25 protein-coding genes are annotated in these 25,009 nt (G+C 27.7%); 4 read left to right on the top strand and 21 right to left on the bottom strand.

Going from position 1 to position 25,009, the window contains the following annotated elements:
* Positions 1-83 precede the first annotated feature (83 nt).
* Complete coding sequence (locus LLF98_RS08205; protein WP_291702624.1) at positions 84-959, bottom strand: hypothetical protein; 876 nt, start codon at positions 957-959, stop codon at positions 84-86.
* Positions 960-1,174: 215 nt separating this feature from the next.
* Here LLF98_RS08205 and LLF98_RS08200 point away from each other — a divergent pair, with 215 nt between their 5' ends.
* A complete protein-coding gene (locus LLF98_RS08200; RefSeq protein ID WP_291702622.1) occupies positions 1,175-2,239 on the top strand; it encodes a galactose ABC transporter substrate-binding protein in 1,065 nt (354 codons plus the stop codon).
* 142 nt (positions 2,240-2,381) lie between these two features.
* Here the strand turns inward: LLF98_RS08200 and LLF98_RS08195 are convergent, their stop codons facing one another.
* The 4 genes from LLF98_RS08195 to LLF98_RS08180 form a co-directional block, all read right to left on the bottom strand.
* Entirely contained in the window at positions 2,382-2,819 is a 438-nt protein-coding gene (locus LLF98_RS08195; RefSeq protein WP_291702621.1) for an ACT domain-containing protein, read from the bottom strand.
* Positions 2,819-3,715: a homoserine kinase gene (gene thrB, locus LLF98_RS08190; protein ID WP_291702620.1), complete on the bottom strand. Its 897-nt coding sequence runs from the start codon at positions 3,713-3,715 to the stop codon at positions 2,819-2,821. Before thrB ends, LLF98_RS08195 begins: the two co-directional genes overlap by 1 nt.
* Positions 3,716-3,727: 12 nt before the next feature.
* Complete coding sequence (gene thrC / locus LLF98_RS08185) at positions 3,728-5,185, bottom strand: threonine synthase (RefSeq protein WP_291702619.1); 1,458 nt, start codon at positions 5,183-5,185, stop codon at positions 3,728-3,730.
* A 164-nt stretch (positions 5,186-5,349) separates the two neighbouring features.
* Positions 5,350-6,288 (bottom strand): hypothetical protein, encoded by a 939-nt coding sequence (locus tag LLF98_RS08180; RefSeq protein ID WP_291702618.1) that lies wholly within the window; start codon positions 6,286-6,288, stop codon positions 5,350-5,352.
* A 255-nt stretch (positions 6,289-6,543) separates the two neighbouring features.
* Between LLF98_RS08180 and LLF98_RS08175 the strand changes: the two genes are divergently transcribed.
* Positions 6,544-7,518: an alpha/beta hydrolase gene (locus LLF98_RS08175; protein ID WP_291702617.1), complete on the top strand. Its 975-nt coding sequence runs from the start codon at positions 6,544-6,546 to the stop codon at positions 7,516-7,518.
* A gap of 148 nt (positions 7,519-7,666) precedes the next feature.
* On the opposite strand, the gene LLF98_RS08170 is transcribed toward LLF98_RS08175, so the two are convergent.
* The 8 genes from LLF98_RS08170 to hemA all read right to left on the bottom strand — a co-directional run bounded on the left by LLF98_RS08170 (position 7,667) and on the right by hemA (position 15,732).
* Entirely contained in the window at positions 7,667-8,224 is a 558-nt protein-coding gene (locus LLF98_RS08170; protein ID WP_291702616.1) for a DUF3867 domain-containing protein, read from the bottom strand.
* 96 nt (positions 8,225-8,320) lie between these two features.
* Positions 8,321-8,956 carry an epoxyqueuosine reductase QueH gene (locus tag LLF98_RS08165; RefSeq protein ID WP_291702615.1) on the bottom strand — a complete coding sequence of 212 codons (636 nt, stop codon included), beginning with the start codon at positions 8,954-8,956 and terminating at the stop codon, positions 8,321-8,323.
* Positions 8,957-9,009: 53 nt separating this feature from the next.
* On the bottom strand, positions 9,010-10,308 hold the full coding sequence (gene hemL / locus LLF98_RS08160; protein ID WP_291702614.1) for a glutamate-1-semialdehyde 2,1-aminomutase: 1,299 nt from the start codon (positions 10,306-10,308) through the stop codon (positions 9,010-9,012).
* A gap of 118 nt (positions 10,309-10,426) precedes the next feature.
* A complete protein-coding gene (gene hemB / locus LLF98_RS08155) occupies positions 10,427-11,392 on the bottom strand; it encodes a porphobilinogen synthase (protein ID WP_291702613.1) in 966 nt (321 codons plus the stop codon).
* 67 nt (positions 11,393-11,459) lie between these two features.
* On the bottom strand, positions 11,460-12,920 hold the full coding sequence (cobA, locus tag LLF98_RS08150; RefSeq protein ID WP_291702612.1) for a uroporphyrinogen-III C-methyltransferase: 1,461 nt from the start codon (positions 12,918-12,920) through the stop codon (positions 11,460-11,462).
* 18 nt (positions 12,921-12,938) lie between these two features.
* Positions 12,939-13,814 (bottom strand): hydroxymethylbilane synthase, encoded by an 876-nt coding sequence (gene hemC, locus LLF98_RS08145; protein ID WP_291702611.1) that lies wholly within the window; start codon positions 13,812-13,814, stop codon positions 12,939-12,941.
* A gap of 77 nt (positions 13,815-13,891) precedes the next feature.
* Positions 13,892-14,569, bottom strand: coding sequence for an NAD(P)-dependent oxidoreductase (locus tag LLF98_RS08140; RefSeq protein ID WP_291702610.1), 678 nt, complete (start codon positions 14,567-14,569; stop codon positions 13,892-13,894).
* Positions 14,527-15,732 carry a glutamyl-tRNA reductase gene (hemA, locus tag LLF98_RS08135; protein ID WP_291702609.1) on the bottom strand — a complete coding sequence of 402 codons (1,206 nt, stop codon included), beginning with the start codon at positions 15,730-15,732 and terminating at the stop codon, positions 14,527-14,529. Before hemA ends, LLF98_RS08140 begins: the two co-directional genes overlap by 43 nt.
* Positions 15,733-16,302: 570 nt before the next feature.
* Between hemA and ade the strand changes: the two genes are divergently transcribed.
* Complete coding sequence (gene ade / locus LLF98_RS08130; protein WP_291702608.1) at positions 16,303-18,072, top strand: adenine deaminase; 1,770 nt, start codon at positions 16,303-16,305, stop codon at positions 18,070-18,072.
* 115 nt (positions 18,073-18,187) lie between these two features.
* Here ade and LLF98_RS08125 read toward each other — a convergent pair whose 3' ends face one another.
* From LLF98_RS08125 to yidA, 4 genes are read right to left on the bottom strand one after another with little or no spacing between them, the layout of a single operon-like run.
* Positions 18,188-19,297: an HD-GYP domain-containing protein gene (locus LLF98_RS08125; protein ID WP_291702607.1), complete on the bottom strand. Its 1,110-nt coding sequence runs from the start codon at positions 19,295-19,297 to the stop codon at positions 18,188-18,190.
* A gap of 11 nt (positions 19,298-19,308) precedes the next feature.
* Positions 19,309-19,542 (bottom strand): hypothetical protein, encoded by a 234-nt coding sequence (locus LLF98_RS08120; protein WP_291702606.1) that lies wholly within the window; start codon positions 19,540-19,542, stop codon positions 19,309-19,311.
* 4 nt (positions 19,543-19,546) lie between these two features.
* Positions 19,547-19,693, bottom strand: coding sequence for a hypothetical protein (locus tag LLF98_RS08115; RefSeq protein ID WP_291702605.1), 147 nt, complete (start codon positions 19,691-19,693; stop codon positions 19,547-19,549).
* Positions 19,694-19,722: 29 nt separating this feature from the next.
* Positions 19,723-20,529 (bottom strand): sugar-phosphatase, encoded by an 807-nt coding sequence (gene yidA / locus LLF98_RS08110; protein ID WP_291702603.1) that lies wholly within the window; start codon positions 20,527-20,529, stop codon positions 19,723-19,725.
* A gap of 253 nt (positions 20,530-20,782) precedes the next feature.
* On the opposite strand from yidA, the gene ytaF reads away from it, so the two are divergent.
* Positions 20,783-21,409 (top strand): sporulation membrane protein YtaF, encoded by a 627-nt coding sequence (gene ytaF, locus LLF98_RS08105; protein ID WP_291702601.1) that lies wholly within the window; start codon positions 20,783-20,785, stop codon positions 21,407-21,409.
* A gap of 129 nt (positions 21,410-21,538) precedes the next feature.
* On the opposite strand, the gene LLF98_RS08100 is transcribed toward ytaF, so the two are convergent.
* The 4 genes from LLF98_RS08100 to LLF98_RS08085 all read right to left on the bottom strand — a co-directional run bounded on the left by LLF98_RS08100 (position 21,539) and on the right by LLF98_RS08085 (position 24,855).
* Positions 21,539-22,048: a hypothetical protein gene (locus LLF98_RS08100; RefSeq protein ID WP_291702600.1), complete on the bottom strand. Its 510-nt coding sequence runs from the start codon at positions 22,046-22,048 to the stop codon at positions 21,539-21,541.
* Between the two features lie 33 nt (positions 22,049-22,081).
* Positions 22,082-22,597 carry a hypothetical protein gene (locus LLF98_RS08095; protein WP_291702599.1) on the bottom strand — a complete coding sequence of 172 codons (516 nt, stop codon included), beginning with the start codon at positions 22,595-22,597 and terminating at the stop codon, positions 22,082-22,084.
* Between the two features lie 15 nt (positions 22,598-22,612).
* Positions 22,613-24,112: a cobyric acid synthase gene (locus LLF98_RS08090; protein WP_291702598.1), complete on the bottom strand. Its 1,500-nt coding sequence runs from the start codon at positions 24,110-24,112 to the stop codon at positions 22,613-22,615.
* Between the two features lie 86 nt (positions 24,113-24,198).
* Complete coding sequence (locus LLF98_RS08085; protein WP_291702597.1) at positions 24,199-24,855, bottom strand: diphthine--ammonia ligase; 657 nt, start codon at positions 24,853-24,855, stop codon at positions 24,199-24,201.
* Positions 24,856-25,009: the final 154 nt, after the last annotated feature.

Genomic DNA, 25,009 nt, shown 5'->3' with positions numbered 1-25,009 from the left:
TTGTATTTAGCTACATCTTGAATATCTTTAATATATATCTAAAATACATATTAATTTTGCTATTAATTTCTATATTCTGCTTATTATTTTAAGTGTTGTTTACTATTCATCATGTCTTGCATAGTTTGAACTTGCTTGCCTGTTGTATCAATTGAATCTGCTTTTGTTGAATTTACGCCACTAATTGTAGTATCTGCAGATACTTCAAATTCATGTGAAACACCACTTTCATCTTCGCCAGTAATTACAATTTTAAAAGCATTATCAGTCAATGTACTTCCATTTACTTTGGCAGTTATACTCAAAGATTTAATATCCACATTTTTTAAATTGGGTATACTTTTTAATGCGTCTTTTAATCCATCTTTTCCAGCTTCACCTTTATTATTATCTTTTTTATTATTTTGCTCTTCAGCAGCTGCTGAAATAGCTAATTTTGCAAGTTCAGGAATTTGTGCACCTTCAAGATTTACACTAATTGTATCTCCATCTACAACAAATTGATTTTTAACATCTCCAACTAAAGTGTCTAAAACCATTTCTCCTAGTTTTGCTCTACTTGATGAAGCATCAAATTTTTTCTCCATTCTCACATTCTTCTCTTTACCATTATTGTCTCTAGAATAATAATTTTCTCCATCTTTTACAATAGATTTACCATCTATTCTACTTGTTTCAGTTTCTTTTGTAACATCCCCAATTTTTATATTTGTAATTGAAGAATTATTAGTACCTTCAAGCTTTTCTACACTAGTTCCTGAGATGCTAGTATTTCCATTATCCTTTACATCAAAGGATGTTGAGAATGTGGCATTATCCGTAACTACTATATTTTTTGCTGCACTTTTATATGTTTCATATCCGGAAGCTCCACTTGCTGATGCCACTACAGTAACTGATAATAACATACATCCAGTTAATGCTGTAACCATTATTGTTTTAATTTTTTTACTTTTCATAGTTTACATCTCCTTTTATTTTTTAGCTATTAACCTAACCTATCTATTAACAACTTAATTTAAGTATAAAAGTCATGTGTAATTTTTTTATAAATGATATATAAATAATATATAAACAGTCCATCTATATCGAGGAATTACATAGTATAAATTTTTAATTAAAACATAATCTAAAAATAAATATTATCATTAAAATAATGATATGGAGGATTAAAATGAAATTATTAAAAAAGATAATACTTATTATAATTACACTTATCATAACTCCTATCCTAATAGGTAGTACTGAGAATAATTTATATATTAGTTCAAATGCTGATACTCGAAAGCAAGTTGACGTAGGAGTATTAGTATCTAATATTGATGATCCATACATAGCTCTAGTTAAACAAGGTTTAGAAAATATTCAAAGAAAGAATGAAAATACAGTTAAATTCACTTTTTTTGATGCAAAAAACAATCAATCTATACAAGATGAGACTTTAGACACTTTACTGCGAAATAATATTGATCTTTTATTAGTAAATTTAGTTGATACGAACACAAATGTAGTAGAAAGCTTTATTGATAAAGTCAAACAAAAAAATATACCATTACTTCTCTTTAATTCTGAACCAATCTCAAGTATAACAAATAAAATGAAAGATTATAAAAAATTTGCTATTATAACAACCTATCCTAAAGAAGCTGGCACTCTGCAAGGAAAACTTGTTGCCGATGAATGGAATAAAAATAAATCAAGTATAGATAAAAATAGTGATAACATAATGCAGTATATAATGTTACAAGGTAAACTTGATAATATAGGAGCAATTGATAGAACAATGTCTTCTATTTCAACAATTGAAAATGCAGGAATAAAAACTCAAAAACTTGCATTACAGGTTGCTAACTGGAGCCAAGAATTAGCTAAAAATGCTATTGAATCGTTATTTCTCACATATAATAACAGAATAGAAGTAATAATTTCAAATAATGATGCAATGGCAATAGGAGCTATTGAAGCATTACAAAAGTATGGTTATAACAAAGGAGATGCAGCAAAAAACATTCCTGTTTTTGGAATTGACGGAATACAAGCTGCTCAAGATTTAATAAGAAAAAATTTTATGACAGGTACTGTTGTTGAAGATCCTAACGACACAGCTGTAGCACTTTATACGGTAGGTATGAATTTAGTTAATAATAAACCTCCTCTAGAAGATACATCTTATAAATTTGATGAAACAAGATTTATAATTAGAATTCCATATCATAGAACATTTTCGGCAAAACAGTAATCTTCTTTATTATTCTCATTATTTTAGGCAAAAAAGTTAGGAAACAGGATTACCTCCTATTTCCTAACTTTTATACACTTTTTATATCTTCAATTTAAAATATAACACTAAGTATTTTTAACTTAACCTAATCAAGTTTGTATTATTCCATCCCAATAAACTCGACCTTCTCCACATTCTTAATGCTAAGCAAGCCATCGGTTAATGTTTTTATATCCCCATCCACAGTTGAAAGATCTATTGTTATACTTAAGTTAGCATATCCATTTAGAGGTATACCTTGATTTATAGTCAAAATATCTCCGCCTTTTTCTGCTATATAATTACTTATATTAGATAAAACACCCTTTTCATTTTTTAAAATTATATTATAAGTAACTTTTCTTCCTTCAGATGTTTCTGAAAAATCAAATACAAAATCTTTATACTTATAATATACACTTCTGCTTATACCTGCTATTTTTACTGCTTCTGTTATTTCTTTTACTTTTCCATCTTTTAATAGTTTCTTTGTAAAAAGAACTTTTTCATAAACATCAGGTAAAACCCGTTTATCTATAACTAAGTAATCTCCACTCATTAATTTGTACCTTCTATAATGGTTGCCCCCGCATCATCAATAGATAACTCTAATATATCCCATTCCAATCCTTTTATTCTTAAAAATTTCTTAAGCTCATTGCTAAAGCGCTCATCTTCTTCGTTAATAATCGCCATTATTGTTGGACCTGCTCCACTTAAGTAGCACCCTAATGCTCCTAATTCATAGCTCTTATTATACACCTCTTCAAAACCAGGAATTAACTTACTTCTGTAGTTTTGGTGAAAGGCATCTTTGCATGCATATTTTATTAATTCATATTTACCACTTGAAAAACAAGCTACCATAAGAGCTGCTCTTGAAACATTATAAACCCCTTCTTTTAAGCTTATCTCTTTTGGAATTACACTTCTTGCTTTTTTTGTAGATAATCTAAAATTAGGAATTATTGAAACAAACTTAATTCCTTTTTTTACATCTACTTTATCATAGAAAGTCTTGCTTTCATCAACTATTGCAACAACCATACCCCCAAGTAGTGCTGGTGCAACATTATCTGGATGACCTTCAATTTCTACAGCCATCTCTAATAATTCATTTTCTGAAAACTTCTTGCCTAAGATTTCGTTAGCTCCTACTAGTCCCCCAACTATACACGTAGAGCTACTTCCAAGACCCCTAGATACTGGTACATCTTGTTTAAGTTCGCTTATTTCCAATCCTTTTATTTTATAGCCCGCTTTATCAAAACAATATTTCATTGCTTCATAAATTATATTTTTTTCATTACAGAATTCTTCTGGCATTCCCTTAAATTTTAAACCATTTTCTAATTCTCTAAATTCAAAATCATTATATAAATTTAATGCTATTCCTAATGAATCAAATCCAGGTCCCATATTTGCTGATGTAGCTGGTACTCTAACTTTAATCATACGCTATTTCCTCTATGAGTTTAAGTAAGAAAGTAGAGCATCTCTCATTTCTGACTTATCCCAAACTTCATCATGTAATATTTTAGCTGTTTCTAAAGTGCTTAAGCTATTTGGTATTTTACTACTTGTTTCAGTTGATAACTTTTCTAACACTTTAAAATCATTTATTTTTTCTACATCAATATTAAGTGCATTACAAATACTTCTTGGGAATTTAAATGGACTTGCTGTTGAAAGTATTAAAGCTGGTTTATCATCTTTAGTTTCTTCTACATATTTGTTTTTAACTACATATGCTACAGCTGTATGAGTATCCATTAAATAATTATCTTTTTCATAAACTTCTTTTATAGCTGCATATACTTCTTCAGTATTTGCAAAGTTTCCATAGAATTCTTTTATGAAGCTTTTTACCTTTTCATTTACTTCGTAAACACCTTTAGTGTTTAAATCTTTCATTAATTGACTAACAATTTCAGCATCTCTTCCACTTGCTTCAAATAATAATCTTTCAAGATTTGATGAAACAAGAATATCCATAGATGGTGATTCTGTTAAAACAAGTTCTCTCTTCTTATCATATACCCCTGTTTCAAAGAAGTCTGTTAAAACTTTGTTTTCATTTGATGCACAAATAAATTTATCTATTGGTAGTCCCATTTGTTTAGCATAATAGCCCGCTAAAATGTTTCCAAAGTTACCAGTTGGAACTACTACATTTATAGCATCATCTTTTTTTATTATCCCTTGATTTACTAAATTAAAATATCCATAAAAATAATACACTATTTGAGGTACAAGTCTTCCAATGTTAATTGAGTTTGCAGATGATAAAATAAATCCCTTTTGAGCTAGCCCTGCTCTGAAATCATCATCCCCAAAGATTTCTTTTACTCCAGTTTGAGCGTCATCAAAATTTCCTTTTATTCCAACGACTTTAACATTGTTTCCTTCTTGACTTGACATTTGTCTTTCTTGAATAGCACTAACTCCATTTTTAGGATAGTAAACTACAACTTTAAAGCCTTCAACATTTGCAAAACCTTCAAGTGCAGCTTTTCCAGTATCTCCTGATGTTGCAGTAAGAATTGTTATATCTTCCTTAACATCACAAATTTTCTTAGCTCTTTTCATAACTTGTGGTAAAAATAGCAATGCTGCATCTTTAAATGCACAAGTTGGCCCATGATATAATTCTAAAAAATTATTTTTAACTTCTACACTAAATCTATCATTATATGCATCATTAATTGCCCCCATTAATTCTGCATCATCAATGTCTGTAAAATATTCATTGATAACCTTAAATGCTAAATCTTCGTATTTAATTTTTGTATTATTTTTTAATTCATCATATACCTTAGGAAATTCATCTGGAACATATAGCCCACCATCTTTTGAAATTCCATTAATTATTGCTCTAGCAGACGCTATATCTCTTTCTAAGCCCCTAGTACTTCTAAACTTCATTTAATCTCACCTCAAAATTGTATTAAATATGAATATATATGCTCTTTTATTGACAATTTTTATTATATATAAACATATTTCACCTGTAATCTATATTATCATGTATACTATAGATATACAAGTGTTTTTCTGTAAAATACATAATAATTATTTTATGAAATTATTTACATATAAATATTTAAAGGCATTATTTGTATCGCACATTTATTTATTCTTAAATCTGGACATTCTGGCACTAAAATATCATTTTTCTTTAAACACTCCAAAAGAGGTTTACACTGATCAAAAAAATTTTCATAAAATTTCTCTTGACCTGTTTTTCTAAGCAAACTTATGGAATCATCTTCCTCACTACAAGTTTTTATTACCTTACCGACAACCTTGCAATGACAATTAATGTTATCAAACATATTGCATCTATTGTTCATGAAATTATCTTTATTTACAGTTAAAATTGCTGTACCACTTCCACTTTTCATTATTAAATCTTGTGTATTATTATAAGTTAAAATACTTTTTATATACGTTAACATTTTTAAAAACATCGAAAAATTAATTTTCCCCGTGCAGTCTTTAGTTAAAGTATCTAAATATTCAGTTTCAAATATAGTTATTAAATTTATTAATGCATCAATATATGACAAAACACCCTTGTTAGTAATTGTTCCTTCAATTTCAATTAAATCCCCTTGATATATATTATCATTTTCAATATCTGTTTCATTTTTATGTTGTAATTGTTTATTTTCATTAAGATAGTTAATCAAGTTTCCATTTAATACAAAGGTAGTATAGGTAGTTTTAACTTGTTTTTCTTCTCTTATACATTGTCTGGCATCTATCTCATTATCTATATGATGGTGCAGATTATTATTATTATCTTCTAATTTATTCTTATCTTTAAAACCTTCTCTCTCACTTTTTATAATGCGTCTTTCATTAGAACTTTCAATTTTATCTCCTTGGTGAAATCCTGCTGATAAAGTTCTATCAAAAGATTGACTTTGGGTTATTGTTTCAATAAATCCTGTTAATACCAATGAAGATAAATTTCTAATTAAATTTTCATCTAAATAAATAAGTACATCAAAAGGATTACTCATGATTCCTCCTTCCAAAAAGATTAATAAATAATATATATTATTTATATTCATATAAATAATATATATTATTTATGCTTTTATTTTTGATTTATATAAATGAAAATCTATTATCTTCTAGAAAATTACAAAATTCTTAATTTACGGATTTTGTTAATTTCATATGTTATAATCTATAATGTAAATTTTTAAGAAAGGAGATAAGCCTAATTTATTCCAACTTATATCTACTTTGATTTATGGTTAGGCGCATACTTTATGAAGAAATTTTTCAAAATGCTTTTTTCAGTTTTATTTATTACAATTATTATTTTAACTATAGTATTTTACAAAAGAATAATGTTATGTTATGGAATTGCTGACAAGTATATTTTTTTAAAGAAGAATATATGGACAACGCAAGAATTTGATATAAAAAAATCATCAAGCTCTATGAGTTATAAAGATGTTGTTTATAAAAATACTAATGGAGTTTCTTTAACCCTTGATATTTATGGTTCAATAAAGCAAGTATACAAATCTTCACCTGTACTTTTATATGTTCATGGTGGAAGCTTTGCTTATGGTGATAAAAGTATTCCTGATACTTTAAGTCCAATACTTGATACATTTAGAGAACAAGGCTATACAATTATAAGTACTTCTTATGAACTTATGAAAGATACGGAAAACTTTAACAAGCAAGTTTCAGATGTTAAAGATACTATCAGGTGGATATATAAGAATAAATCTATTTATAATCTTGATACAAATGAGATAGGAGTTATTGGTGTTTCATCTGGAGCTCATCTTTCCCTTATAGCAGCCTATAGTAACAAATGTGATTTTATAGATGATACTGAATTAAGTAACTATTCATCAAAAGTTAAATACCTAATTGATTTTGCAGGTCCAACTGATTTAAGTCTTTTAAATACTAGAGAATTAAACTATGATTTATCAAAGATTTTTTCATCAATTGCAAATAAAGAGAATATAATTGAAAAATATAATCCTATAGATTATGTTAATTCCACAGTTCCACGCACCTTGATAATTCATAGTAATTCAGATGCTGTAGTTCCTTATGAAAGTTCAGAAAGGCTTTATGATAAGTGCATACAATCAAATGCTAAAGTTAAATTAATTACTTTAAATGGCACTGCTCATGATTTAGCAAGTATTTCAAATGATGATATTATTTCAATCTCTGAAGGACTATTAAAATTTGTAATACTAAATTCTCCTTTATAGATGAATATATTCACTCATTGTACATGTTGTGCATTAAAAATTCTCTATAATTTCCACACATAACTAAAGGTCATGAATTTGTTACAGTTACGTCAAATCTTCAGTAACTGTAACAAATTCATGGCCCTTATTTTGGTGAGTTATATTATTAGTATTCATAGCTGTTTATATTTTCACATAATACTATTTGTATTTTCTTATCTTCAATTACTTTTTTATATGAGCATAAAAATTCATTTAACTCATTATCATTTAAATCTATGTTTTTCTTACTTATTAATATTACATCTTCATTTTCTAACAATATTTTAAGATCATTTTTTTCATTTTTTATAAAATATTCAGACATTGCTTTAGTAGCTATTCTACTTTTGTATTTTTCTTGAAAGCCAATAGTCTTTTTCATTGTTTCATAATTTAATCCTAAGTTGTTCATATTAAATCCTGGAATTTTAAACTGTTCCTCCATTGTAGATGAATCAAATCCATATCTCTCTAAGAATTTTTTCTGTATATTAAGTAATTTGTCTTGTGATATATTGTTTTCTTGCATATAAGACATTATATTTTTAGAAAAATCAGACATATTCATTTTACCTTCAGCAAGTTTATAATACATCGAATATATGTAATCTTCGAACTTATCTATGTCTTTATCCTTTGCTTTATTTTTCAATTCATTAAAATCTATAATTTTATCAGACATATTTAATCCTCTCCTTTATACTATTATATAGTAATATATATATATCTGTTATAAATTTTTCATTAAATTTTTATAACAAAATAAAATCGAATCATCTTAATTTTGATTAATATAATTTATTCTTTCATTTTTGGAAAATATACATCCACAATAATCTTGTCTATATAGGTTATATTCATTAGAAAGCTCTATGGAGCGCTTATATCCTTCTTTCTTTTTAAAATCTGAATATAAATATTTTATGTTATATTCCTGTGATAACTTTTCACCAATTTCATTTAATTTTTGTGCATTTTTATAAGGACTTATAGATAAAGTAGTTGTGAAGTAATCATAGGCTTCTTCCTTAGCAATAATTGCAGCTCCTTTAAGTCTTAACTCATAGCACTTAAAGCACCTTGCACCACCTTCATTTTCTTCTTCTAATCCCTTTGATATATTATAAAAGTTTTCTGTATCATATCTTCCTTCAATGAATCTTATTTCATGCTTCACTTTAAGAGCTGAAATAAGACCTTTTTGTTCTGCTACCCTTCTTGAGTATTCCTCCATAGGATATATATTGGGATTATAAAAGAAAAGATCTATTTTAAAGTATTGTGATAAATATTCTAATACATAACTGCTACAGGGTGCACAGCAACTATGCAATAATAATGTTGGTATTTTTTTATCTTTTACTAAAGTTTCTATTAACGAATCTAATTCTTTTTGATAATTAATTTTATTCATATTTAGGTCATCCTTTTATAGGTTTTATTATTTCTTAAATTATAATGTATTATTTAAGATAAGAGAAATAAATTTTCATCTGCTGCAAATTCTTCAAAGGCTCTCAAAAAAGTATTAATATGGCTATCTTCATGCTTTACACTTAAAAATACAGCTTCAAATTGTGATGGAGCTATATTTATGCCACTCTTTATCATATGCTCGAAGTATCTATTAAATCTATCTACGTTGCATGTCTTAACATCATCATAAGTCCTAACTTCTTTTAAATCAGTAAAGAATATTGTCATCATTCCTCCAACTCTATTTATTACCATTGGAAGATTATATTTTTTTGATATATCTAATATTCCTTCTTGTAGCTTAGTTCCTATGTTTTCAATATGATCATAATAGGCTAAATTATTTTTTAATTTAGTCAATGTTGCAAGTCCTGCTGCCATTACAATTGGATTTCCTGACATAGTCCCTGCTTGATAAACTCCACCTAGAGGTGATAAGTTCTCCATTATTTCTTTACTTCCACCATATGCTCCACATGGAAGCCCACCGCCCATGATTTTAGCATAAGTAACTAAATCTGGTTTAACATTAAATAAAGATTGCGCACCTTTAAATGCTACTCTAAATCCATTCATTACTTCATCAAATATCAATAATGCACCATATGTATCACAAAGTTCTCTTAGAGTTTTCATAAAATCATATTCAGCTTTTATTACTCCCATATTCCCAGCTATAGGTTCAATAATAACTCCAGCAATTTCATTTCCATATTTCTCAAAAATCTCTCTTATTTGATTTTCATTATTATATATACCTATTAAAGTATTTTCTATACTTTCATTTGGAACTCCAAGTGAGCCTGGAATTCCACCTGTCATTACGCCAGAACCAGCCTCTATTAGAAATCCATCAAAATGTCCATGATAACATCCTGCAAATTTAACTATTCTTTTTCTCTTAGTATATCCTCTTGCAAGCTTTACTGCACTCATGGTAGCTTCAGTCCCAGAGTTAACCATTCTAATCATTTCAATATTATCTAAATTATTACACATAAACTTAGCCAAATCTAATTCTAATTTTGTTGGTGCCCCAAAGGCTAGTGCTTTTGAACTTGTTTCTTGCACAGTTTTTACAACATCTTCATCACAATGTCCAAGAATTAATGGTCCCCAAGCTAATACAAAATCTATATATTCATTATCATCTTCATCTTTAATTATGACACCTTTTCCTGATTTTATAACAGGAGGATTTAAATTAACTCCTTTAAATGCTCTAACTGGACTATTAACTCCACCAGGCATATACTTTTCAGATTCTTTAAATATTTCAAGGCTTTTCATTACAATTCCTCCCCCACTCGCATTTTACAAGTAAATCCCAAAATTCTAAAATTTTAAGATTCTGAACTTCCTAATTTCTAATATTCTTAAGAAGTTATGTTCTTATATTCTAAAGCGCTTATCTTTTTAGAACTTTTGCTGCCTCTAAAGCATGATACGTAATAATAATATCTGCGCCTGCTCTTTTAATAGAAGTTAATGTTTCCATCATTACTTTTTCTTCATCTATTAATCCAAGCTTTCCTGCAGCTTTAACCATTGCATATTCTCCACTTACATTATAAGCTGCAAGAGGCATATTAAAGTTTTCTTTGCAATCTCTAATAATATCTAAATAAGCAAGGGCAGGTTTCACCATAACAATATCTGCGCCTTCTTCTATATCCATTTGTGTTTCTCGAAGAGCTTCTATTCTGTTTGCTGGATCCATCTGATAAGTTTTTCTATCCCCAAATTGAGGCATAGAACCTGCTGCTTCTCTAAATGGTCCATAAAATGCCGAACAATATTTTGCAGAATAACTCATTATGCTAATATTTTTAAATCCGTTCTCATCTAAGGAATTTCTTATGTAGGAAATTCTTCCATCCATCATGTCTGAAGGTGCAATTATATCTGCACCAGCCTTTGCATGAGATACAGAAATTTTACATAGATATTCAAGAGTTTCATCATTATCTACATCACAGCCATGAATTATTCCACAATGACCATGGGAAGTATATTCACACATGCAAACATCTGTAATAACAAGTAAATCTTTATCTATTTTTTTTATTTCTCTTATAGCTTGCTGAACAATTCCATTGTCATTATATGCCTCTGAACCACATTCATCCTTCTGTTCTGGTACTCCAAAAAGCAATATTCCTGCAATATCTGCTTCTTGAACTTCCTTAATCACCTCATATAATCTATCAATAGAAAAATGATAATTCCCATCTAATGAAGAAATTTCTTTTTTTATATTTTCCCCCTCTACAACAAAAATAGGATAAATAAAATCCTTTGAACTTAAAGTTGTTTCTCTAACCATATCACGAATGGCAGAATTAGCTCTAAGTCTTCTACCTCTTTTAATCATCTCTTAAGTCTCCTTTTTATTATCTATACTTAATTATTACTTTTTATTTCTAAACCTATTTCTTGTATTATAATAAAGTTTTTATTTCATTCAAAAATCCATCTTCTGAATGTTCTTTGCACACACTTGCTTTTATCCCTAATTCTTCTAATGATTCATTTGTTTTTGGTCCTATCGCTATAACTTTTTTCTTTTTAATTTCCTCTACACCTAACATGTCTACCATATTTCTAACTGTTGATGGACTTGTGAAAAATACTATATCAACTTCATCAAAAGCTCTTTTATTTGCTACACTTCCACAAACTGTATCATATATAAATACTTTATCTACATGTACACCAGTCTTTAAAAGTTCTTCGTATATATATGCTCTGCTTTTTTCTGAGCATGGCAAAAGTAGTTTTTCATTTTCTTTTAAATGAGTTTTTAATATACTTATTAAACCTTCTCCAACAAATTCTTTTGCTTTTGCAAAACATGCAATGCTCCTTTGCTTTAAGGCTTTTGCTGTTGCATCGCCAATAGCAGAAATTTTTGCTTTTATTCTTCTTATATCATAGTCTTTTTCAATTAGATAATCAAAAAATGTTTCTACACTATTTACTGAAGTAAATACCATATGATCATAATCTTCTAATTTATTTATATAATTTTCTAAATTATTTGAACTACTTTTTATTTCTATGGAATTAAAACTTGTAACCTCTGCACCTAATTGTACTAATTTATTTTTTAAATTCTCTGACTGTTTTTTAGATCTTGTAATACATATATTCTTTCCAAACAAAGGTTTATTTTCAAACCAACTTAAATTTTCATTTAAGTTTACAACTTCTCCAACCACAATTATACATGGTGATTGTAGCTTTGCATCCTTTACTTTTTGTGAAATATTATCTAAGGTTCCTATTACTTTTTTTTGTTTAGCTGAAGTTCCCCTCATTACAACTCCACATGGTGTAGATAAGTCTTTTCCATTAGCTCCAAGCTGTCTAACGATATTATCTAAATTGCTTAAACCCATCATAAAAACTAATGTTCCTTCTTCCATAGCTAAAGCTTTAAAATTTACATTCAAATCTTGTGCAGATTTACCTGTTATAACATGAAAACTTTGAGCTATGCCCCTATGAGTTATTGGAATTCCTGCATAATTTAAAACTGCAATAGGAGATGTTACTCCGGGAATTACTTCAAAAGGAATATTTTCATTAGCTACAGCCAATACTTCTTCTCCGCCTCTTCCAAAAACATAAGGATCTCCGCCTTTAATTCTTCCAACTATATGACCTTCTTTTGCAAGACTAACTATAAGTTCATTAATTTCATCTTGAGTCTTAGAATGAGCTCCAGGCTCTTTACCACAATAATAAATTTCACAATTTTCATTCAAATAATTTAGTACATTATTTGAAACTAATCTATCATATAATACTGCTGTACATTCTTTTAGAACTCTAACAGCCTTTAATGTCAATAATTCTTCATCACCAGGACCTGTTCCTATTATATATACTTTACTCATATTATACTTCTCCTAATTTTAATAATTTAATATTTTTTCAGCTAATCTTCTTCCAAGCTCAATATTTTCATATTTACTTCCTAAAATATCTTTCTTAACTATTCTTCCGCAAACATCATATATTCCAATCATATATAAATCATTTCCTTGAATTTCTGAATATGCTCCAATGAGACTATGGCAATCACCATTTAATTTTTTCATAAAACTTCTTTCAGCTTCTACTGTTAATTTTGCATTTGAATCTTCTAATTTTTTAAAATACTCTTTAGCTTCACTACTTTTTAAACACTCAATGCCAAGTGCCCCTTGAGCAACTGCTGGCAAGAATTCTTTTGGATTAAAATATTCAGTTATTAAATTTTCTTCATTTAACCTTTTTAACCCTGCAGCTGCTAATATAATCCCATCTAAATTCTGTTGCTTCATTTTTTCCAATCTAGTTTGAACATTTCCTCTAATTGAAACTATCTCTAAATCATCCCTAAGTAATTTAAGCTCACATGCGCGTCTTATACTACTTGTTCCAATTATTGCTCCTTTTCTAAGTTCTTTAAATGGTATTTTATCCTTTGAAACAAAAACATCTCTTATATCTTCTCTTTCAGTTATAGCAGCAATTTCAAATTCATCATTTAACTCATAAGGAACATCCTTCATACTATGAACTGCACCATCTGCCTTTTTATCTAAAAGTGCAATTTCTATATCTTTAACAAATAGTCCTTTTCCACCAATTTTAGCTAAAGAGACCTCTAAATTTCTATCCCCTTCTGTGACTATAAGTAACTTTTCACTATCTATATTAAATTTATCTTTTAAACTTTTAATTATTATTTCTGTTTGTGTTTGAGCTAATTTACTCTTTCTTGTTGCTATGACTAAATTATTCATTAACTAATGTTACCTCCACACTTTTCTATTTAAAATATATTTACTACTTATGCTCTAAAAATATCTATTATATTAATTTATTTAAGTAAATAATCTACAATTTCTTTTGAAAAATTAATTCTTAATGCACTTTCACTTTTATTTTCATCAAAAAACTTCTTAAAATCATCAGTTACAATAAATTTAAGTATTTCATTCTTATATCTTGGAAATTCTTTTGCCCTAGTTCTTATTTTCCCTATAAATCCAATAAAATTATCATATTCTTCTAAAATATTTTTTACTTTATTAGAAACTAAAACTGCACCTTTAGGATTGCCATACTTAGTATTTAATGCAAAAGATATGTTTTCTGTATTTCTTTGAATTGGAATCACTCCCATTCCATCTATGAAATTAGATGAATCTATGTATATTTTATAATTTTCATCACAATATTTTTTAACTTTATCTTTTAAAATATCATCATCTAATGCAATAATTATAAGGTGCTTATCGCTTAAAAATTCATAACTAAATTCTTCATTTATCAGTTTGAGTCTTTCCATTGAAGTTTTTGAAAGTTCAATTATTTCTTCACTAAAAGTATGTGATAATACTTCAACATAGCATTTATTATTTACAAAATGCTTAGTTTTTATTGAACCAGCTTTCCCTCCACCAATTATTCCAACTCTAAGTTTACTAGATATTAATGAAATATAAGAATAGTCTATTCCTTCATTACAAATATCTTTTCTATTATCTTCATACATTCTTCACCACATCCTTTTAAAGTTTCTTCTTTAATAACTTCAATGGCTCTATTTATGTAAAAATCCGATGTACTTTCAATCAATTTATTAGCCAAAATAATATCTTTTTCACTATTACTTTTATGTGAAAAAGTTTGAATTCTTTTTTCAGAAATTTCAATTCCTAAAGCTTTTAAGCTTTTAATTGTAGGCGCAATACTTCTAAGTTTAAGCCACTCTTCATATTCTTTTAGATACTTAGTCATAATGTATTTGTTTTCTTCCATCTTTTCTTCTCGTAATTTTTTATTCTTATCATTTATGTAACTTATAGTATCAATATTATATACTTCCGTTCTATCTAATAAAGCAACTTCTTTTTCCACATCTCTTGGTACAGATAAATCATATATTATAAGTTTATTTCCCTTTTCATTAATATCCTTTTTTTTAACAACTGCATGAGGTGCTGAGGTGCAACCTATAAGGCATTCAACTTCATCTATGTACTTATTCTTTTCTTCGAAACCAATTACCTTAACTCTTTTATCATATATTTCATCTTTAATTTTATTATTTCTTACAACTAAATAAACAAACTTAGCTCCGTGAGAAAGCAAATATTTCATAGTAAGCTGTCCAACTTCTCCGTATCCAAAGATCATAAATTTAGTACATCCATGGCTAACAGCTTCATTTACTACTATGGAAGCAGATGATACTGGGATTTCAAACAACTTAGATTCTTTTCTAAATCTCTTTCCACAAGTTATGGCTTCTTGAAATAATCTATGTAATTCTAAAGAAATTGCTTTTATATTTAAAGCTTCTCCATAAGCATCTTTAACCTGCCCTAAAATTTGATCCTCTCCCAATATTTTGGAATGAAATCCACAGCAAACTTCAAATAAATGCCTATAAACATCTTGGCACGTAGTTATAAAAATATATTGTTTATACTCATAATCCCAGTTAAAAATATCAAAAATCTTTTTTAATAATTCTTCCTCATTAAAAGAAGCATTAAAATAAATTTCTGTTCTATTACAAGTAGCTAAAAGAACTACTTCCTTCATTTCCTTAAGTAATTCTTGCATATATTCTTTATGTCTTTTAGGTTTTATTACAAATTCCTCTCTAATTTCTAGTGGAATATTTTTCCGAATACCTATTAAACCTATCATCCATTGTCACCTCACACACTTTATTAAATTTGAATATGGTAAAATTCTTAACTATATATTCTGTAGAATATTCTTATATAATGTAGGTTAAGAATTTATTCGCAAACACAATTATAAATTTTTTCTCCTAATAATATTTTACTATATATTATTATCACATAAAAAGCTTTTAATTTAAAACTAATTATTCAATCAATACAATTAAACATACTGTTTCAAAATTACTTATTTAAATTGGCTTGCTGAAAATTGTTACATTTACTACTTATTTTCTTATATAACTATCTTATCTAATATCCCTTTCGAAAATAACTAAACTTGCAAAATCATATTTTTCCTATACGAAATATAAAAATAAGTTTATTGATATATTTTAATAAATTTATCAAATATATTCAAATACTTTTTAATATATATTTGTATAACAAGTGTTTAGTTACATACAAAAATTATATTTATTTAATCCTTTTTGCTTTTACAATATTAATCAACTTTGCTATAATTAAGAAATATATTTTACCGTATATACTACATGTAGTAATTAAAAATTTGCAAAAGGAGGAAATTATTTTGAATAAACAAATATTAAAAAATAAGATTGAAGCTTCTAATAGAAGTATAAAATGTGATTTAGTAATTAAAAATGTAACTATAATTGATGTTTTTAATAAAGATAGATTTGTAAATAGCATTGGTATTAAAGATGGTTATATTGTAGGAATTGGCGATTACGACGGTGAGGAAATTATAGATGGTACTAATAAATACATTTGTCCTGGTCTTATTGACTCTCATTGTCATATTGAATCCAGCTTAGTCACACCTACTGAGTACTCTAAAGTTGCCTTATTAAATGGAATTACATCCGTTATTGCAGATCCCCATGAAATATCAAACGTAATGGGAATTGATGGCATAAACTTTATGCTTGATTTATCAAAGAAAATTCCTTTTGATATATACTTTATGCTTCCATCTTGTGTCCCAGGCACTAGTTTTGAAAGTTCTGGTGCAACTTTACTTGCTAAAGACTTAAAGAATTTTTATAAAAATGATAACGTTCTAGGCTTAGCTGAAGTTATGGATTATCCTGCAGTATCAAATTGTGAAGAAAATATGATTGATAAGATTTATGATGCTATCACTAATAATAAAGTTATTGATGGACATGGAGCGGGTCTCACACCTATGATGACAAATACCTATAGAAGTGCTAATATCTTGACTGATCATGAATGTAATAATGCAAGAGAAGCTCTTGAAAAAGTTAGACGCGGTATGTACATTTTAATTAGAGAAGGTAGCGTTGCTAAAAACTTGAAAGAATTATTACCAGCAGTTAATGAAAGCAATAGCAATAGATTTTGTTTTTGTACTGATGATAAACATATAGATGATATTGCAAATAATGGCTCCATTAATAGTTCTATTACTTATGCAATAAAAGCTGGTTTTAAGCCTGAAACAGCTATTCAAATGGCAACTATTAATACATCTAATATATACAAGTTAAATAACAAGGGTGCAATTGCTCCTGGATATATTGCTGACTTTGTTTTATTAGATAATTTGGAGGAATTTAAAATATCTAAGGTTTATAAAGAAGGACTACTTGTTGTAAATAATGGTAAACTTATTAATTATAATGATGGCTCAGCAAAAGAATGTCATATAAAACATGCATGTAATAATTCTATTCATCTTCCAATATTAACTGAAGATAGTTTTAAGATTAATATCTCAAATGGATATTCAAAAAAATTAAATATAATTGAAATAATTCCAAACAAGTTAGAAAGCATTCACTTAAAACTCAGCATTTCTCATATTGATTCAATGAAAGATAATAAACATGATTTTTTTAAATGCTCACCAAAAGATGACTTAATAAAAATTTCTGTCATAGAAAGACATAATGCTTCTGGGAATATAGGTCTTGGAATATTAAAAGGCTTAGGAATTAAAGAAGGTGCAATCGGAACTACAATTGCTCATGATTCACACAATTTAATACTTGCTGGAACAAATGATAAAGACATGTTATTTGCAGCTAAAGAACTAGAAAAAATGCATGGTGGAATAATAGTTGTTAAAGATGAAACTGTTCTTGCATGTATTAGACTTGAAATCGGTGGCCTTATGACTAATAGAAAATATACTGAGATTGAATCTGATTTAGAAAATCTTCATTCTGCTATTAAGGTAATAGCTCCGAGTATTGAATTTAATCCCTTTCTAACACTATCATTTCTATCATTACCTGTAATACCAGATTTGAAAATTACAGATAAGGGTTTATTCGATGTTGTTAACTTTAAGTTTATAAACATTTGTGAATAAGTGATATGAAATAAAATAACAAGTCAAATATGCGATGTATATTTAACTTGTTATTTTTTTGAATATCTCTAAATATGGATACCCAAGGTCAAAATTTCATCTTGGTATCATACTATTACAGTGCTTCATATTTGACTTTAGTAATAACTATCGAAATTTCTTTGATCAAATCAACTTTTATACCTACTCTACTTATTCTTGGACTTTCAATTATCTTTACAGTTGGTCTTAATGGAAACCCTGGTGTTGTTTCTTCAACTATAGCAACCTCTTCAGTACTAATTTCTACAATAGTTCCTTTTGGAAATGGAATTACTATTTTGCAAAAAGCATTAACAATATTATAATCAAACATTGTTCCTGCATGTGACATTAAATATTCTAAAACATCACTTGGAAACATTGCTCTTTTTTCTGGCAAATCTGTTGATAAATTATCATACGCATCGGCAATACTTACAATATGACTTAAATCAAGAATATTATCTACATTTAATTCATCTGGATATCCTTTTCCATCTGGTCTTTCATGATGTTGAAGAACTATTAATTTGCTCAAACTATTTATATTGTACGTACTTGACAAATATTTATATCCAAGCCTTGGATGCTGTTTCATTATTTCTTGTTCTTCCTCATTTAGTTTATTCTGTTTATATAAAACTTCTTTTGGGAGTAATGATTTCCCAATATCATGAATTAAAGCTCCTATACAAAGAGCCTCTAATTTCTTCTTTGGCAATTTAAATGCGATACCTATTGTAAGAGATATTACTGCAACATTTACTGAATGAGAATACAAATAGTTATCCATACTTCTTATATCCACTAGCGCAAGCATTACGTCTTTATGATTTAATATATCATTTATCAAATCTACTGCCATTTTGCCTATATTATAAAAATAACTTTGCTCTTGCCATGTATAATCGCTTTCCTTCTCCCTTACTTGATTTGTAGTATTAAGTCTTCCTATATTGGAAAAGGATTCTTTTATAGTTATAATTGCCTTTTGCCTCAATTCTGGTTTAATAATATCTTCAATTTCTTCAGTACTATATTTATCTACTATATATATTGATAAAATATTTATTTGTTTTATTTTTGCAATTGTATTTTCTCTTAAAACCACTCCAGCTCTTAGCAAAATTCTACCATCAATATTATATAGTGATTTGCCAAGTACTGTATTAGGTCTTACATATTCAATTGGAACCAATCTCATAGCTTATCCTCCTAAAGTTGCCAATATTCCCATTCTAATCCCAAATACCAATCATATATACATAATATTCCTTTAAAATACTTATTGTTTATTTCTAAATGCATGGGTTTAAAATCTTTGCATACATATCTATATTCGTATTCTTTACATTTATCTATATAGTTGCTGGATATTTTCAAAGATTCAAGGATGATATATTTATCTGTAATTTGATTTAAGCTATAAACTCTACCATTAACATTCAAAAATTTATTTCTTGATACATAATCCTATATTTTCAATAGCCATTTCTCTTAAAACAATCTTATCCTTCAATAAAACTCTACCTTCAAAATCATATAGAGCTTTACCTAATACAGTATTATGCCTTACACTTTCAATTGGAATTAATCTCATACCTACTCCTCCCAATTATTTTAAACAGACTAATTTAAAATAAATTTTTCTATTACGTTTGCTATTCCATCTTCATCATTTGATGTGGTAATGAAATTAGCTGTCTCTTTAACTTCTGGAATTGCATTTCCCATAGCAACTCCAAGTCCAGCATACTTAATCATTGAAAAGTCATTGCCAGCATCTCCACAAGCAATTATTTCTTCCCTTTTGATTCCAAGATATTCACCAAGCTTTTTTAATCCAAGACCCTTGTCTACTTCTTTATGAGTAAATTCTAAAAAGAATGGTGAACTTTTAAATACACTATACATTTCATAAATTTCACTAGGTAGTTTCTCTATAGCTGGATCTAGTATTTCTTGTGGATCTATCATCATAACCTTTATAATATCTTCCTCATCATCAACTTCATTAAAATCCTTTATAGTAATATCAATTCCATTCATTGTTGCTTCATATTCTGTATATTGACTAGTCTTAGGTGCTATTAATCCATCTTTTGCAGAAAAAGCATGAATATTAATATTAAGTTCTTTACTTATTTTATATATGTATTTTAAATCTGATCCTTTCAGAGAAACCTTTGACACAATTTCTCCAGTCTTAGTATTTTGAACTAATCCTCCATTAAAGCTAAGTACGTAATCTTCACCTTTTAATAAATCTAGTTCCTCTAAATATCTATTTAATCCAATCAAAGGTCTTCCTGAAGCCAACACTATTTTAACACCGTTTGCTTCTGCTGCTTTTATAGCTGCTTCAGTCTTCTCTGAGACTTTTTTATCTGTAGTAAGTAATGTTCCATCCATATCTAATGCAATTAATTTGTACATGCTTCTCCCCCATTTATATAAAAATATTATTCCTATATATTTCAACTAAATATCTAACCATTAACTTATATATTTTCATTCTTTTTAATTATAACATAAAATATTTATTTTTAATTTTAACTTGTTGCCATAGAAATTTATTTAAAATCTGCTGGATTAATGATTTTATAAATATAATACCTCTAATTTTGTAACTAAAAGTAGTTTTTCTTCATATTATGAATTATATCTAGAAACTTATGAGGTAATATTTATGCTTGAATCCCTATTATTAGTATCATCTTTATGTATAGATTCCTTTGTTGCAAGTATTGCTTATGGTACTTCTAAAATTCGCATCCCACCTTTATCTGTAATAATACTAAATTTAGTATGTACTCTTACCCTTGCTTGCTCTTTATTTATTGGATCTATATTTAAAAGCTTTCTTCCTGGTAATCTTCCTACAACTTTAGGATTTTTACTTTTAATGGCCATTGGAATATATCGATTATTTGAATATATTTTTAAGGCATATATATCAAAATGCTCTAAATCTAAAAGTCCACTGACCTTCAAAATTTTTGATTTTCAATTTGTTTTGCAGGTTTATGCAGATGAAATTAAAGCTGACTTTGATAACTCTAAATGTTTAAATGTTAAAGAATCATTTTATTTAGCTCTAGCATTATCATTAGATAGTCTTGCAGTTGGATTTGGCTCTAGTTTATGTAGTATTAATTATATGGAAGTTTTAATACTATGCTTTGTTATAGGAATTCTTTCAGTATCCCTTGGCGTATTTCTTGGAAGGAAGTTTGCTCAAAAATTACCTTTTGAATTAACTTGGCTCTCAGGGGTACTACTTATATTATTAGCGATACTTAGAGTTTTAAAATAAATTGATTTATGTAAGTTTTTATTATTCTGCCATCCTGACGTATGTTACTTAGAATATTAATGTAAACAATAAAATCAATAATTTCTTTATAATTCAGATAAAGAAATTATTGATTTTATTGTATTAATTTTAAATACCATATCTTTTTGCTTGTTTATCCAGTTCATCCAGATTCTCTTCTAGAAATTTATGAAAAGTATTTATGTTTACTTTAAATGCAAATTCTTCTGATGTTAAAGATTCCATATATCTCATAATTAAAGAAGTTATATCTTCATCTTCTACACAATAAACCTCTTTAAGAATATCTATAATAGTTCCTCCTTTAAATTTTCTAAATTTATACTCTGCTTCTTTCTTTATAGCAGACAATTTATGTCCTCCAAATAATTCCACTTGTTCTTTTAATGAAGCATATCCATATCCTAGCATATTCATATATTCATCTATAACTGCCTCTTTAGTATTTTTAATGTTTTTTCTAGACATTATATCTTTCAATATTTCATATGCTCTATCTTCTGGTATTAAAAATGCTTCTTTTAATATATCTGTATTTCTAAAAAATTTCTTATCCTTAACATTATATTTTGCACGTTTTTCTATATACTTAAATAATTCTTGATTATCCACTGCCATAATAAATTGCCTCCTTAGTTATATACGGTCTTATTATAATTTAACAAATCTATCAAATTGTTTATCTAATTCTTCTAAATCTGATTGCAAAAATTTATGAAATGTTTCCTTATCTAATCTAAATACGAATGATGGAGAATTTAGAAACTTTAAATATTTTTCTGTTATATCAATAATATCATCATCTAAAATTTTATAAACTTCTCTAAGTACATCAAAAAATGTTCCTCCTTTATATATTTTAGATCTTTTTTCTGCAGTATTCACTATACTTGATATTTTATCTCCACCAAATACATCCACTTGTTCTTGTATTGAAATATATCCTTTTTTTAACATGTCAATGTATTCATTTATAATATCATTTTTAGAATTACCTATATTTTTTCTTGACATTATATTCTTCAAAACCTCATATGACTTCTCTTCAGATAACCAAAAAGCATGCTCCAATACATCTGTCATTCTAAAAAAACTTTGACCCTTAATATTTTCTCTTGCACGATCTTCTATATATTTCAATAGTCTATCTTCTGTTTCTGTTATCATGCCGTCAACCCCTAATCAAATTTCTATTATATCTCTTAACTTATTCATATCTATATTTTCTTTAAAAAACTTTGCCAACTTATCGTATTCATTATTTTTATACTCATTTATTTTTCCTATAATTGCTTCTTCTGATATTATTATATCGTTACTTTCTTTAAGTGATTTTATAAATAAGTTTATAAAATCCTCTGAATCAAATATACCATGAAGATAAGTTCCTGCCACCATTTTTTCTTTATCACACACTCCTACAACATTTCCCTCTAAGTCCTTAATAAATGGAATTGCTTTTTTCCCCACTTTACTTATTCCATTATGAATTTCATAACCACTTATTATATTTCCTTCTATGGATTTTACTAATTTAAGATCACATAAAATCTCGCCTTTGGTTTGCCTTGTAATTTTAGTTTCATTAAATCTTGTTTTTATATCAAGAAAACCAAATCCCTCTTCTTGAGAGATATTCCCTTCTACACCTAGTTTGTCAAGAACTAAAGTCCCAAGTATTTGATACCCACCGCATATTCCGAATATGGATGTTCCATTTTCTTTTAGTTCTTTTATTTTATCAAATAATTTATTCTCTTTCATATTTCTCAAATCATCAATTGTATTCTTTGTCCCAGGAATTATTATTAAATTCGGATTTTTTAATTCACTAGGCTTTGCAACATATCTAACTGTCACGCCTTCTATTCTTTCTAAAACATTGAAATCAGTAAAGTTTGACATATGTAAAAGCCTAATAACAGCGATATCTAAAGTTCCCTCTTCCTCTTTATTCTTAATTCTTTCAGTTACACTATCCTCATCTTCAATATCAAATTTTTCATAAGGCATGACTCCAAGAACAGGAATATTTATTATATCTTCTAATTGCTTTATAGCAGGTTTAAATAATTCTACATTACCTCTAAACTTATTTATTATTACACCTTTTACCCTGTTTCTCTCTTCTTCTGATAATAATGAAATTGTTCCAACAATTGATGCAAAAACTCCTCCTCTATCAATATCTGAAACTAGAATTACAGGTGCATTGGCCATTTCTGCCATAGCCATATTAGAAATATCACTATCTTTTAAGTTAATTTCAGCACAACTCCCTGAACCCTCTAGGACAATAATATCATGTTGTTTACTTAACTTATCATAAGCCTTATTTACTTTTATTTTTAGTTCCTTATTAAGTTCTTTATATTTATACGGCTCGATGTTACAATAAACTTTACCTTCTACTATTACTTGTGTATAATCACCACTAGGCTTTAATAAAACTGGATTCATTAAAGCCTCTGGCTCTATTTTGCAAGCTTCAGCTTGAACTACTTGCGCTCGTCCCATCTCTAACCCATCTTTTGTAACATAAGAATTCAATGAAATATTTAAAGCCTTAAAAGGAGCCACATCTAAGCCCTGATTTTTTAAGTATCTGCATAGGGCTGTTACTAGAGTACTTTTCCCAACAGAAGATGCTGTACCTAAAAATATTATACTTTTCTTATTCATTTATATCCCCCTTTCAATTGCCAATATTAAAATTTCAATGATCAATATCAAATATAAAATTATCTCTACTGAATTATTAATTGAATTTATGACTTATCAATTGTTAAGTATCCAAATTCTCCTATTATTTCTTTGTTAACTTTATTGAATTTGATCCCGTGCTTAAATATTGGACCATCAAACACTAATGTATGATATTCCCCATTTTCACCACTTGGATCACATCCTAGTTTTTTCACTTCATTAACAACTTCTTTATTTAATTCTTTTCCAAGAAATTCTTCTCCTAATTTTTTTAAATTCACTTTTTTAATTACAGCCTTAAATCCATAATTTATAAATTCATTAGTCAAGCTTTCTCTATCTTCTTGCCACAAAGGAAACTTTCCTTTCATTCCTGCTACATTACATCTATCTAAGCACCATTTTTTATGAGCTTCTATATCTATATCTCCAAATACACAAATTTCTGCTCCCTTATCTTTTGCACTTTTTAATGTTCTTTCAAATTCTTCTTCATAAACTTTCTCGTCACTACAGTCGACTTCAATTAGTGGAATTTCTAATTCCTTTGAAACTTCTTGTAAAATATTTTTCGGTATTCTATGGAAACATGAATCCTTTTGATTGTCAAATGTAACTAATAACCCAATTACTTTATAACCACCTTTTATCATTCTATATAAAGATAAAGTACTATCCTTACCTCCACTGAATGAAATCACAACTTTTTCTTTATTCATGTTATCTCACCTCATCATTACTCTTTTATTTAGACAGCTTCGAAAAAAATACCAATCCAGTATACTAGTCTATTTTGTCTTAAGATAAAATAAACATCATATCCTTTACTTGTTATTTTCTTTCAAATGCCTTGATTTGAAATTCTGCTGATAG

The sequence above is a fragment of the Clostridium sp. genome (genome assembly GCF_021372645.1).
Lineage (GTDB): Bacteria > Bacillota > Clostridia > Clostridiales > Clostridiaceae > Clostridium.
The sequence above is the reverse complement of the archived record's forward strand: the minus strand, read 5'-3'. Positions and strand labels throughout refer to the sequence as shown.